General features: G+C 34.9%; 7 protein-coding genes. 6 read left to right on the top strand and 1 reads right to left on the bottom strand.

All coding sequences use genetic code 11. The annotated features are described in order from the left end of the window. The first annotated feature begins 6 nt into the window (after positions 1–6). Positions 7–2,334 (top strand): hypothetical protein, encoded by a 2,328-nt coding sequence (locus ACXAG4_RS00270; protein WP_475294084.1) that lies wholly within the window; start codon positions 7–9, stop codon positions 2,332–2,334. Further along, positions 2,309–3,784: a sulfatase family protein gene (locus tag ACXAG4_RS00265; RefSeq protein WP_475294083.1), complete on the top strand. Its 1,476-nt coding sequence runs from the start codon at positions 2,309–2,311 to the stop codon at positions 3,782–3,784. Before ACXAG4_RS00270 ends, ACXAG4_RS00265 begins: the two co-directional genes overlap by 26 nt. A 13-nt stretch (positions 3,785–3,797) precedes the next feature. Here ACXAG4_RS00265 and ACXAG4_RS00260 read toward each other — a convergent pair whose 3' ends face one another. Beyond that, positions 3,798–4,955, bottom strand: a complete 1,158-nt coding sequence (locus tag ACXAG4_RS00260; RefSeq protein ID WP_475294082.1) for a hypothetical protein — start codon at positions 4,953–4,955, stop codon at positions 3,798–3,800. Positions 4,956–5,076: 121 nt separating this feature from the next. Between ACXAG4_RS00260 and uxaC the strand changes: the two genes are divergently transcribed. The 4 genes from uxaC to ACXAG4_RS00240 all read left to right on the top strand — a co-directional run bounded on the left by uxaC (position 5,077) and on the right by ACXAG4_RS00240 (position 14,081). Continuing rightward, the gene (gene uxaC / locus ACXAG4_RS00255; protein WP_475294081.1) at positions 5,077–6,480 is read left to right on the top strand and encodes a glucuronate isomerase; all 1,404 of its coding nucleotides are present in this window, start codon (positions 5,077–5,079) and stop codon (positions 6,478–6,480) included. A 9-nt stretch (positions 6,481–6,489) separates the two neighbouring features. After that, complete coding sequence (locus ACXAG4_RS00250) at positions 6,490–9,324, top strand: glycoside hydrolase family 2 TIM barrel-domain containing protein (protein ID WP_475294080.1); 2,835 nt, start codon at positions 6,490–6,492, stop codon at positions 9,322–9,324. A gap of 78 nt (positions 9,325–9,402) precedes the next feature. Then, the gene (locus ACXAG4_RS00245; protein WP_475294079.1) at positions 9,403–12,231 is read left to right on the top strand and encodes a glycoside hydrolase family 2 protein; all 2,829 of its coding nucleotides are present in this window, start codon (positions 9,403–9,405) and stop codon (positions 12,229–12,231) included. A gap of 8 nt (positions 12,232–12,239) precedes the next feature. After that, entirely contained in the window at positions 12,240–14,081 is a 1,842-nt protein-coding gene (locus tag ACXAG4_RS00240; protein ID WP_475294078.1) for a sulfatase-like hydrolase/transferase, read from the top strand. Position 14,082: the final 1 nt, after the last annotated feature.

Raw genomic sequence — 14,082 nt, 5'->3', positions numbered from 1 at the left:
ATGCAAATGAAACTTAAATTAACATTATCTATTATATTTCTAAGTTTAGGGTTAAATAATTTAATTGCCCAGAAAGATTTTAATTTTGCAGAACTACTTCCAGAAAAGTTTGATAAAGCAAACATCATTCAAGAAGAAAATTATAATGTTTGGGGTACCAATATCCTAAAAGGTAAAGACGGAAAGTATCACGCTATTTATTCGCGTTGGCCAAAGTCTAGAGGACATCATGGTTGGGTAACACATTCTGAAATTGCGCATGCCGTTTCTGAAAATTTAACTGGACCATATAAGTTTAAAAACGTGGTATTACCAGCACGTGGAAATAAATATTGGGATGGTGATTGTACTCATAATCCACATGTAATTGAGCAAGATGGAAAGTATTACCTATACCATATGGGTAATCATGGTAGTGGGTATTGGGATAATACACCAGATGACCGCATGCCTTCTATTAAAAAGGATAAAGAATGGTGGGTTAATAGAAACAACCAACGTATTGGTGTTGCAGTTACAGATGATTTAAATGGAGAGTGGAAACGTTTTGACAAACCATTAATTGATGCCACCAACGGACGTTGGATGACGTCTACCCCAACAGTTACCAGAAGAAACGACGGTAAGTTTTTGATGGCTTACAAATATGTAGAAGCACATCCTAAGTTCAAAAAAGGAAAAGTAGTGCATGTAACGGCTGTAGCAAGTTCTCCATTAGGGTCATTTACAGATACTAATATTCCGTTTATAACGCATCCAACAGCATCTTTTGCAATAGATGATCATGTTGAATGGATTTTCAACGGAAATTATTATTGTCTAGCAAAAGATTCGCGAGGCGCTTGGGGGAAACATCCAGACGGTTCTACATTGTTGTTTGAAGGCGATGATATGGGCTTGGATTGGAAACCAGCTAAGAACTTTGTAGTGATAAAAGCAGGAAAAATTGAATGGACAGATGGTACCGTTACCAAAACTCAACGAACGGCCGATATGCCAAAATTCTACATGGAAAATGGTATTCCTAAGGCTTTGATAATTGCAATTCTTCCGAAAGGTAGTGAAGATTCTTATTCATTGGTAATTCCATTGAAAACGCCTAAACCTGGAACTGAGGCCTTTCCTTATCAGGTGACTGAGTATTCAGATGATTATAAATTAAGCGCTGCTTTAGACAGAAGTTTTAATCAGTACCCTTCACACGTAAATGCAGAAAATGAATTGTACAGTCAGTTTAAATACACCAAATTAACTGGTTTAGATTATAATGATGGCGATGCTACCATAACACGAAGAGACCCATCAAAAGTACTGTATGAAGATGGTAAATACTATGTTTGGTATACAAAGCGCGAAACGCCTGTAGCCCCAACAAAAAGGTATACTAAGGACTATAAATCATCTGAAGGACAAAGTACGTGGAATGACTCTATTCCAACTACCGATTGGGATTTAGCAAGTGTTTGGTATGCCACTAGTAAAGACGGATTCCATTGGGAAGAGCAAGGTGTGGCGGTCACTAGACCAGAATATCCAATACCAGGTTGGAGGGCTGTTGCAACGCCAGATATCTTAAAGTTTAAAGGAAAATACTATATATACTATCAAGCTTTTACAGAGCCAAGTGGTGTTAGAGGAGATTATTGTCCAGTTGGAGTAGCATATGCCGATAATATTAATGGTCCTTGGACGCACGTTAATGATGTTGTTATTCCAACAGGAGCAAAAGGTGAATGGGACCAATTCGCTATTCAAGCACCAACACCTTTAGTCCATGATGGTAAAATTTATGTGTATTATAAGGCGGCTTTCAATAGGCCTGGTACGGTATGGAGTGGCATCGGTTTAGCAATCTCTGATAATCCCTTAGGACCATTTAAAAAGCATGAGCTAAACCCCGTTCAGAATTCAGGACATGAGATTTGTTTCTTCCCTTGGAAAGAAGGTGTTGCATCTTTAACAATTCGTGACGGTTCGGAGCATTTCACCATTCAATATGCAAAAGATTGGGTGAATTTTGATGTTATGGCTATAACCGAGTTCATGCCAACTGGCCCAAATGCTTATATTCCAGATGCATTTTCAGATAATAAAGACGGACGAGGCATTACTTGGGGAATAGGTCACTTTATTAATTTCACAGGAAAAAACACTAAAGGTTGGCATTCAGAATTATATCGTTTTGATTGTGATTTAAGTCTAGATGTTCATGACCCAGAAATGAAATACCATAATTATCGTTTAGATCCGCAGTTTTATTTCAATTTAGGATTAAGCGATAAACAAAAAGAAAGAATTAAAAAACAAAATGAGGAAGTTAGAAACAATGAATAAACTAAGCATATTATTTACGGCTTTAGTATTAACGTTTGCAACGTCTTGCAAGGACAAGGAATCTAAAGAAGAAAAGCCAGCTGTTCGTCCAAACATCATTTGGATTAATGCTGATGATTTAGGTCGTGAATTGGCTTGCTACGGTAACCCAGATATAAAAACACCGCATATTGATAAATTGGCACAACAAGGTACGCTATATGCAAATGCATATTCAAATGCGCCCATTTGTTCATCTAGTAGGTCGTCTCAGATTACTGGTATGTATCCAACAACAGTTAATTGCTTAGACCACAGAACCATTAACATGACCCAACTTCCTGATGGGATTAAACCAATTACCGATTATTTTAAGGAAGCTGGTTATTTCATTACTAACGGAAGTGGTAAAGACTATTTAAAGAAAGGAGGTAAAAAAGATTATAATTTTGTTCCAGAAATTAAATACGATGGAAAAGATTGGAGTGAGCGTGCTGAAGGACAACCGTTCTTTGCTCAAGTACAAATAAAATACCCGCATCGTGTGTTTGAACATCATGAAACAAATCCAATAAACCCAGAAACAGTAAAACTTCCAGGTTGCTATCCAGAGCATCCATTATTAAAAGCAGATTGGGCTTTATACTTAGAATCTGTTCAAAAATGTGATGATATTGTAGGTTGGGTCATGAAACGATTGGAAGACGAAGGTTTAGCAGAAAATACCATAGTGTTCTTTTTCGGTGATCATGGGCGTCCGCATTTAAGAGATAAGCAATTTTTATATGAAGGCGGACTTCAAATTCCGTTAATAGTGAGGTGGCCAAATAAAGTTGATGCAAACAAAGTAGATGATAGATTAGTAAGTTTGGTAGATGTTGCAGCAACAACTATGAAAATTTCAGGTTTAGAAACGCCTTATAAATTACACGGAAAAGTATTTATAGGAGAGGAGCAAGAAAAACGAGACTATGTTTATGGTTTCCGTGAAAGAGCAGGTGATGCAGCAGATGCTATTAGAAGTATTACCGATGGACGTTATAAACTTATTTGGAATAAAGAACCAGAAAGACCGTGGATGCAATTATCAAGCTATAAACGCAGCGAGTATCCGGCTTTTACTGTGTATAGAGTGCTTCATAAAAAAGGAGAATTAAAAGCACCCTATAACCAGTTTATGGCCGAAAGCAGACCAGAATTTGAATTTTTCGATTTAAAAGATGACCCGAATGAGTTCAATAATTTGGTAGATGATGCATCTTATTCAGAGCATCTAAATAGATTAAAATCAGAACTTAAGAGCAAACTAGAAATTTACGATAAAAATCAAGTTCCAGAGTCTGAAGAAACCGTTCAAAAAGGAGTAAATGGCTCTCAAAATTACTTCAAAAAGAAGATGAAAAAATTAGGGTTGCCAGAAGCACCTTCAGATGAAGAATTGTTAGATTATTGGAATAAAACACTTCTGTAAGAAAGTGTAATATTTAAAAAGGAACAACCGTGTTTAGCTTTAAACTCGTATTAGTTCTATCTTGTCCTTTTACCTCAAAAACAGCTGTAAAAAAAGCGTTGTTTTTGAGGTAATTATCATAAAATTTTTGAATACTATCCTTATTAGTAAAATACTCTAACGTAGCACTAACGCCAATATCATGCTGGGAGAAAAACACAAAATGTTCTGTGTTTCCACTAGGATATTTAGAAACTACAGCATATTCATGAGAAACATTAAAGGTGTTTAAATTGTAAATACTATCATTTAATTTTGGATGATCATGTAACTTTAATGTAGTGCTAGAAATTTCAAAGTAAGGATTAGCTTCATTAAAGAAATACAAGAATTGATTATCGTTCTTACTAGGTCCTACATAAATAGCATTGCCTTCTTTTATTTCTGAAGCTGAAGTTTGCGTTGAAAATCTAATAGAAAATGCTTTATCATAATTTTGAAAAAACGATTGCAGCTTTTGAGCAGATAATGCTGCCATTCTAGTAGAATAAGAGTAGTTAGCAGGTCTTATACTATCTCTTAGACTTGGATTTTTATCAATAAAGTTGTAAAAATCATTAGTGTTATTAATAGAAAAATCTCTAGTCCAGCCATTATTTTTAGTAATGGTTTTTCCTGTAACTCCAAAATGATCTCCAATATAGAGGTTTGTTGATTTGTTATTCAATAAAAAAGGTTTCCACAATCTTGGTTTAGTATTAGGTAGACTAATTTTAATAGTGACTAATATAGATAAACAAAGAAGTATGTATGGCAATAATTTAAACCAATTAATTCTTTTTAAAAGTGTGGCTTTTTCTTCGGCTTTATAAAAACTTACATGATATTGGCCTTTATCAATTTTTATGCGCCAAGTATCTTCTTGACCTTCAGTTTCATAAAATTGGGTTATTTTTTTTCTAAGATTATGAACATTTACACGAACTCTGGGGTTACTTCTATCTCCAGCATTTTCACTTTTAAAAAACTCAATATCAATAACACTTTCTTTTAGATGTGAGCCTTTTTCACTAGCATTATATAAGTATTGCAAAAGCGCTACACTTGTAGGAGCATTTTTAAAAGTTTTACTCTGTACAAGTTTCTTTACTATGCTATCTTTTTTGTAGTCAGTTTTTTTTGAGGTTATCATTTTTTCTACCTATATCATACTTTAACCGTTATAGTTACCGTTAAAGTTGCGTTAAAGTTAATAAAATAGAGTCTTGTAATTACTTTTGAGAGAATGTTTTTTCAATTAATTACTAAGTAATATGAAAGCCTTTCTAGACGATAACTTTATTTTAGAAACAGAAACTGCTTGCAAACTCTTTCATGATTATGCATCTAGTATGCCAATTATAGATTATCATTGTCACTTAATCCCGAAGCAAATTGCTGAGAATAAGAATTTTAATAATTTAACTGAACTTTGGTTATATGGTGACCATTATAAATGGAGAGCTATGAGAACCAACGGCGTATCTGAGAGGTATTGTACAGGAGACGCCAGTGATTGGGAGAAGTTTGAAAAATGGGCGCATACAGTTCCACACACTTTAAGAAATCCATTATATCATTGGACACACATGGAATTAAAGCTTTATTTTGGGTATGATGGCATTTTAAATGGAGATACCGCCAAAGAAGTTTGGGACTTGGCTAATGCAAAATTGCAAACAGATGCCTATCGTCCACAAGGATTATTAGAAATGATGAATGTAGAAGTGGTTTGCACCACAGATGACCCTACAGATGCTTTGGAGTATCATATTCAAATTGCCGAGAGTGATTGTAATATTAAGGTATACCCAACCTGGAGACCAGATAAAGCTATGGCGGTTGATGATGTTGAGGCGTTTAACGATTACATGGTAAAACTTTCTGAAGTTTCTGGTATTTACGTAAATTCGTTTGAGGACTTAATTAACGCATTAAAGAAAAGACATGATTTTTTTGCTGAAGTAGGATGTAAATTGTCAGACCACGGCATAGAGGAGTTTTATGCTGAAGAATATGAACCAACCGAAATAAGAACAATATTTTTTAAGGTGCGGTCTGGAATAGAATTAACTTCCGAGGAAATTCTAAAATTCAAATCGGCTATGATGTATGAGTTCGGAGTCATGGATCATGAAAAAGGCTGGGTACAACAATTTCATTACGGAGCAATTAGAAATAACAATACAAGACTGCTATCCAAATTAGGACCAGATACTGGTTTTGACTCCATTCATGATGTGAATTCTGCCGCAGCTATGTCTAAATTTTTAAACGGTTTAGATAAAGAAGACAAATTAGCCAAAACAATAATTTATAATTTAAACCCTGCACATAATGATGTCGTGGCAACCATGATTGGTAATTTCCAAGACGGAAGCGTTCCAGGTAAAATGCAGTTTGGTTCTGGTTGGTGGTTTTTAGACCAAAAAACAGGTATGGAAAATCAAATGAATGCGTTATCTAATATGGGGCTATTGAGCAGGTTTGTTGGCATGCTAACAGATTCACGTTGTTTAATTTCTTATTCAAGACATGAATATTTTAGACGTATTTTATGTAATTTACTGGGCAATGATGTAGAAAGCGGTCTCATAAATAAGGACATGGATTTATTATCTAAAATGGTAAAGGATATCTGTTATTATAATGCCAAAAATTACTTCAACTTTAACTAAATTAAAAAGATGCAGAGATTAAAACTAATTATAATTGCATTAGTACTTTTTGGGCAGCAATTAGCTTTTTCACAATCAGAAACTACTCAAATCCATTATTTATCAGGAACAGATAAAGATAATTTGGTGGAGTGGGATTTCTTTTGTTCAGACGGAAGACAAAGTGGTAAATGGACTAAAATAGGTGTGCCTTCTTGTTGGGAACAGCAAGGGTTTGGTACTTATGATTATGGTACTGCTACCGGAAAGTTAGTTTTGTCTTCAGAATATGGACTCTACAAGCACAAATTTAGTGTGCCCAAAAATTGGAAAAACAAAGACATTAAAATTGTTTTTGAAGGTGTAATGACAGATGCACAAGTGAATATAAACGGTAAAATAGCAGGCCCGATTCATCAAGGTGCATTCTATGAATTTAAGTATGACATTACCAAGTTATTAAAATATGGGGCTGAAAATGTACTGGAAGTAAAAGTAAATAAAATGTCCGCCAATGAATCCATCAACCATGCTGAACGAGGTGCTGATTTTTGGGTGTTTGGTGGTATTTATCGCCCTGTATATTTAACGGTTGCACCAAAAGATAACATTGATAGGATAGCAATTGATGCTAAAGATGATGGGCAAATCACTGCTTATGTATTTATAGATTCCAAAAAAGCCAATGATATTGTAGTAGACCTTCTTGATTTAAATGGTAAAAAAATTCAAAATATTAAGATTGATATTGTAGTTAAAGAGTTTGGTAGATGGCGAATTAGTGGAAAAGCTGATAATGTAAAAACCTGGAATCCAGAATTTCCCAACCTTTATAAACTTCAAGTTTCGTTATTAGGTAAAAACAAAAAAATGTTACATAAAGTTGAAGAACGTATTGGTTTTAGAACCGTTGAAGTTTTAGAAGGCGATGGGATTTATGTTAATGGTGAACGCATCAAATTTAAAGGGGTTAACAGGCATGCTTTTCACCCAGAATCAGGCAGAACCACATCTAAAAAGATTAGTATTGAACATGTTGAATTGATGAAAGGAATGAACATGAATGCGGTTCGCATGTCGCATTACCCGCCCGATGTCCATTTTTTAGAGGTTTGTGACTCACTCGGTTTATTTGTTATCGATGAAATTTGTACATGGCATAATCCAATGTTAGACACTAAAGTGGCAAGAAAAATTGTAAAGGAAACTGTGGTTCGTGATGTAAATCATCCATCAATATTAATGTGGGGAAATGGAAACGAACAAGGCTGGAATCCCGAAGTCGATGATGATTTTGCTAAATGGGATATTCAAAAGCGAGAAGTAATTCATCCATGGAGCATTTACAAAAAGACCAACACTATTCACTATAGTCATTATCATTCTTTAATTAATGATTCGTATTCAAAGGAAAAAATATTATTTCCAACCGAATTTCTTCATGGTGTTTATGACGGCGGACACGGGGCTGGACTTGAAGATTATTGGTTAAGAATGTGGAATTTACCATTAAGTGCAGGCGGTTTTCTTTGGGATTTTGCCGATGAAGGCCTTGAAAGAACCGATAGAAGTAATGAAATAGATTTACAAGGAAATAAGGCCAATGATGGTATTGTTGGCCCATATTTAGAAAAGGAAGCTAGTTACTTCACTATTAAAGAAATATGGTCGCCAATATTTATTGAAGATAGATTTATAAAAGATGATTTTAACGGCATTTTCAGAATAGAAAACCGCTATCATTACACTAATTTAAATCAAATTTCCATGACCGCTAAATGGGTGAAGTTTGAAGGACCAAAAGGTGATTCTCAATCTAAAATACTTTCAGAAAGTAAAATAGAATTACCAAAGTTATCACCTGGTGGAAAAGGAAAGTTCTACGTTGAAAAACCATCAAATTGGAAATCGGCTGATGCTTTGCATCTTACTGCTGTTGATGTTTACGGAAAAGAAATTTTCACATGGTCTTACCCAGTATCTACACCCAAAGAAGTTAGTCGTCCGCTAGTTTCTTATTCTGGAAATGGGGACATTAAAACAGAAACAAAAGACCAAAAAATAACGGTTGAAGCCAATGGTATGTCTTATGTTTTTTCAAAAGAAACAGGCATGTTGTTGGAGGTGAAAAAGGGTGATAATTTGATTCCGTTAAACAACGGGCCAATCATTTTAAAGCAGAAAGCAAAGATTGAAAGCATAACCGTTACACCCTTAGATGATAAAGTTGAAGTATTGACCATTTTTGAAAAAACCGACAAATCTCCAGGTTGGTCAACGGTTAAAGAATACGCTTCAGATATCATTAAATGGACGATTCACCCCAACGGCTTGCTGGATTTAAGAGTAGAATTTAAAGGTTATAGAAACTTAAAAGGTTATCGAGGTATCACATTCTCATTCCCAGAAGATGAAGTTGCGGGTATGAAATGGCTTGGAGATGGTCCATACCGTGTTTGGAGAAATAGAATGAAAGGCACACGGTTCCAAGTTTGGGAAAACGATTATAATAATACCGTAACAGGAGAAGTTGGTGAAGACCAATTTGTGTATCCGGAGTTTAAAGGTTTCTTTTCAAGTTTGTACTGGTCTAAAGTTAAGGGTAACAATAACAACGGATTTACAGTATACTGTAGAACACCGCACACCTATTTAAGGATGTTAACACCGCAAGAACCAAAACAGAATAAAAAGGGAAAAACGCATCCTGAATTTCCGGAAGGAGATATCTCTTTTGTTATGAATATTCCAGGTATTGGTACTAAATTTCAAAAGCCTGAAAGTATGGGGCCACAAGGAAATCCAGAACATTATTTTGGAAATGATGATGAGCCAATAGTTATAGATTTAACTTTTGAGTTTTAATATAACAAAAACGTAGTTGTGTCATACTGAACCCGTTTCAGCATCTCATAAAAACAAACCGCTTAAACCAAACCACCAATGAGACTATTTAAAACATTACTTTGCTTTTCTCTGTTGTTCTTCGGAAATAACATCGTTGCAAATGCTCAAAATCAAACCCAAATAAAATACCTGTCAGGAACATATAAAGACAACACCGTAGATTGGGATTTTTACTGTTCAGAAGGCATGCAAAGTGGTAAGTGGACCAAAATAGGAGTGCCTTCATGCTGGGAATTACAAGGTTTTGGGAACTATAATTATGGGCGCGATTATAAAATACCAAAGGAATACCATAAGGAGTATGGGCTTTACAAACATAAATTCAATATTCCTGAAGATTGGAAAAACAAGGAAATAAAAATTGTGTTTGAAGGGGTTATGACCGATGCCGAAGTGAAAATAAACGGTAAGTCGGCAGGCGCAAAACATCAAGGGGCTTTTTACGAGTTTAAGTACAACATCACTAAACTTATCAAATTTGGTAAAGAAAACGTAATTGAAGTTAAAGTTAACAAATGGTCTTCTAATGCCTCTATTAATTCAGCAGAACGCAATACAGATTTCTGGATTTTTGGAGGGATTTATCGCCCTGTTTATTTAGAAGTTTTACCAAAAGCACATATAGAGCGCGTTGCTATTGATGCTAAAGCTAATGGCAATATTACAGCCGAAATTTATACCTCATCAAAGAAAGCAACATCAGTACAAATAAAACTTGCAGACTTAAAAGGGAATAAGATTCAAGACTTAAATGCCAACATTAATATGCAGGAAGGTAAGTTGACACTTTCAGCGAAAGCTACCAATATAAAAACATGGAATGCAGAAAAGCCTAATTTATACCAACTTCAAATTGATTTGCTAGATAAAAAGGGAAATTCGTTACACTCAATTTCTAAACGAATAGGCTTCCGAACGGTTGAAATAAGAGAAAGTGATGGCATTTATGTAAACGGCAATAAAATTAAATTTAAAGGCGTTAACAGGCATAGTTTTCACCCAGAATCTGGACGAACAACATCAAAAGCATTGAGTATTGAGCATGTAAAGATGATGAAGGACATGAACATGAATGCCGTGAGAATGTCGCATTACCCACCCGATGTACATTTTTTAGATGTTTGTGATTCTTTAGGACTTTTTGTTATTGACGAACTATGTACATGGCACACCCCTTATTTAGATACCACAGTTGGTAAAAAGTTAATTAAAGAATTGATTGTGCGTGATGTGAATCATCCATCAATTTTAATTTGGGCAAATGGTAATGAAACAGGATGGAACCTGAAACTAGATAACGAATTTCCAAAATGGGACATTCAACAGCGTGAAGTGATACATCCATGGAATTCATTTAAAAAGATGAATACCATGCATTATCCAGATTACTACAAGTTTGCGTTTGATGCACCAGTAAAGGATAAAATCTACTTTCCAACAGAATTTTTACATGGCTTGTATGATGGCGGACATGGTTCTGGTTTAGACGATTATTGGAAACAGATGTGGCATTCTCCACTTGCCGCAGGAGGTTTTCTCTGGGATTTTGCAGATGAAGGCGTTGTAAGAACAGATAAAGGCGGCATTATTGATGTAGATGGTAACCATGCCCCAGATGGTATTGTTGGACCATACGGCGAAAAAGAAGGAAGCTATTTTACCATTAAAGAAATATGGTCACCTATTTACATTGCTGATAGGTATATTAGAGATGATTTTTCTGGAGTATTTCAAGTAGAAAATCGCTATCATTTCACCAATTTAAACGCGTGTAAAATGATTGCAAAATGGGTGAATTTCAATGGGCCTAATGGAACTGCTGATGTAAAAGTGCTTTCGGAAAATAATGTGGAACTTCCTGATTTATCACCAGGAGCAAAAGGAGAATTTACTGTAAAAAAACCAGACAATTGGAAAGAGGCAGATGCCTTATTTTTAACAGCTATAGATATTCATGGCATGGAAATTTTTACTTGGTCTTATCCTGTAAAAACAGCTAAACAGATTAATGAAAATCATTTAGATTTCACAAGTTCTGGAAGTATTAAAACACAAAAATCAAATGAAATAATATCTGTTAGAGCTAATGGTGTTGAGTTTAAATTCTCAAATAAAACAGGATTATTAAAAGAAGTTTTGAAGAACGGATCTCTAATTCCTTTAAAAGATGGTCCAGTGCTCTTGGGGAATAAAACAGATTTGGAAAATGTGGTGGTAAATACTTTTGAAGATAAAGTAGAGATTATTGGTTTGTTTAAGAAAAGAAAGAAATACTACGATTGGAAAGAAAATAATGAAATGACTCAAGATTTCTTCAAATGGACTATATACCCTAACGGATTACTCGATTTAAAAGTTGAATTAAGAAATCAAAAAATTGTAGAAGACTATATGGGAATTACCTTTTCTTTCCCCGAAGATGATGTTAAAGGCATGAAGTGGTTGGGTGATGGCCCTTACCGCGTTTGGCGTAACCGTATGAAGGGAACAAGATTTCAGGTTTGGGAAAACAATTATAATAATACTATAACAGGAGAGTCAGGGTGGGTGTATCCTGAGTTTAAAGGGTTTTTCTCTAGTTTAAATTGGATGAGGTTGTATAGTAAAAGTAGAAATGGGTTTACCGTGTATTGTCATTCCGATTTAATATTTTTAAGAATGCTTACACCCGATCAACCGGCAGAGCCTAAACAAGGTGCAACGGTGCGTAATTTTCCAAAAGGAGATATTTCGTTTGTAAAAAACATACCAGCTATGGGAACTAAATTTATGCCAGCAAGTTCGTCTGGGCCTCAAGGTAGTGTAAAGCACTATTTTGGTAATGTAGATGAGCCAATAACAATTAATTTAACCTTTCAATTTTAAAAAAAAACATGCAACTAAACTATTCTAAATTTACATTTTACAGCTTCTTTTTGCTAAGTATTGTCGTGTTTGGTCAAAAACAAAAAACGAGTCAGCAACCCAATATCCTTTTTGTACTAACTGATGATCAAAGGTATGACTCGGTAAAAACATTCAATATGGCAATAGATGGTCAAGAGATGAGTAAGCTTGGTTATATTGAATCTCCTGAAGTTGATAAACTTGCAGCCCAAGGCACCACATTTATAAATACCTATTGTCAGGCAACAGGTTGTGCGCCTTCAAGAGCTACCATGCACCAAGGACGATATCCCTTTAGGTCTGGAGTGTATGAATTTGAATGGCATAATAATGCAGCAAAACACATGAAACCTTCATTGCCAGAACAATTGGCAACCTTAGGATATCAAACATTTCATGTGGGTAAATTAGGATATCGCCTAAAAGGGCTTACGCCAGATGGAAAAACTAAAAAACATAATGTATACCAAACCGATATAGACTTTAGGAGATTGGGATACGAAGGTTTAACTGATTATTCTTATGGCGGATTTAAAAAAATTGATGGTAAACCTTTAGATTCATACGTTAACAATATTGGGTTCTTTGTAACTCCTGATGGCAAGTTTGAATATGTTTCAAAAGATTTAGTAGCTCAGCGAAGTGAGTATAAAAATGTTGCAGCAGAAGTTACAAAGAAATACGATTTGTTAAGACATTATAAAAAAGGCCAAAAAGAATCTATTTACAAAGGCATGATCATTTCTGGAGTAAGTCCGCAACCTGCGGGGAAAACTAGAGATGGGTATTACGCACATTTTTTAAATGAGTACTTAATTAATGAAAACAAACAGTTTAATGCTGGTTCAATGAAATTTCAAGGTGTAGATCCTTCAAAACCTGTGTTTGCGCATGTTGGTTTCGATTTTCCGCATACACCAGTGCTGCCTCCAGCAGATTACAGAGAGCGTTTTCAAAAGCATACTTATAAAATACCTGAGTTTAGTGAAGCTGAATTAGCTTCAATGTCTCAGCAAATGAAAAAAATAACAGGTAATAAACCATCCTATCATTTTTCAGAAGAAGAAAAACAAAAAATGATTCAGGATTATTATGCGTTTTGTGCTTACGGTGATCGCCTTGTAGGTAAAACAGCAAAAGACTTTGTTGCTTACAGTGAAAAACACAATCAACCTTGGATGATAATTTACGTTTGTGGAGATCATGGTTGGAAGCTTAATGAGCACGGTGCAATTTCCAAATTTACCCCTTGGGAATGGGATAGCCACAACCCAATTATTGTAGTGTCTTCAGATAAAAAGAAATTTCCAGCAGGGAAAATTGTTACAGAATTTACAGAGTTTGTTGATATAGCTCCTACGGCTTTAGGCGCTGCCGGAGTTAACCTTAAAGATACAGATTTTGATTATTTAGATGGCTTAGATTTAGCAGAAGTAGTATCAAAAGAAGCACCAATTAGAGATTATATTGTTGGGGAATCTCATGCTGTAACTGGTGCTAGAGCTTATATACGAACTAAAGATTATGTGTTGTCTTTAAAAACAAGACCATCACGTAAAGAAGGTGAAAACATGCAATGGGCATTAACCGCTTCATGGGAAGATTTAGATCCAGCATTATATGACTTTAAAAAAGATCCTGCTGAAATTAACAATGTAGCTTTTGATAAAAAATACAAGAAAATAGCAGAGAAAATGAAAGATAAACTCTTAAATATTGTTTTAGGAGATAATAGAGTAGAAGTTAATTGGGAAAAATGGGGAACGGGAACTAAAACCTATCATAGTAATTTTGCACCAGGGGCTCATGATTATAAACTAAAATTATAGA

It is taken from the genome of Seonamhaeicola sp. ABD4_175 (genome assembly GCF_056160885.1).
The sequence above is the reverse complement of the archived record's forward strand: the minus strand, read 5'-3'. Positions and strand labels throughout refer to the sequence as shown.

Excerpts from the sequence above, each read along its gene's own strand:
- ACXAG4_RS00240 (WP_475294078.1), top strand. The coding sequence starts at position 12,240 with ATGCAACTAAACTATTCTAAATTTACATTTTACAGCTTCTTTTTGCTA.
- ACXAG4_RS00245 (WP_475294079.1), top strand. The coding sequence starts at position 9,403 with ATGAGACTATTTAAAACATTACTTTGCTTTTCTCTGTTGTTCTTCGGA.
- ACXAG4_RS00250 (WP_475294080.1), top strand. The coding sequence starts at position 6,490 with ATGCAGAGATTAAAACTAATTATAATTGCATTAGTACTTTTTGGGCAG.
- ACXAG4_RS00260 (WP_475294082.1), bottom strand. The coding sequence starts at position 4,955 with ATGATAACCTCAAAAAAAACTGACTACAAAAAAGATAGCATAGTAAAG.
- ACXAG4_RS00265 (WP_475294083.1), top strand. The coding sequence starts at position 2,309 with ATGAGGAAGTTAGAAACAATGAATAAACTAAGCATATTATTTACGGCT.
- ACXAG4_RS00270 (WP_475294084.1), top strand. The coding sequence starts at position 7 with ATGAAACTTAAATTAACATTATCTATTATATTTCTAAGTTTAGGGTTA.
- uxaC (WP_475294081.1), top strand. The coding sequence starts at position 5,077 with ATGAAAGCCTTTCTAGACGATAACTTTATTTTAGAAACAGAAACTGCT.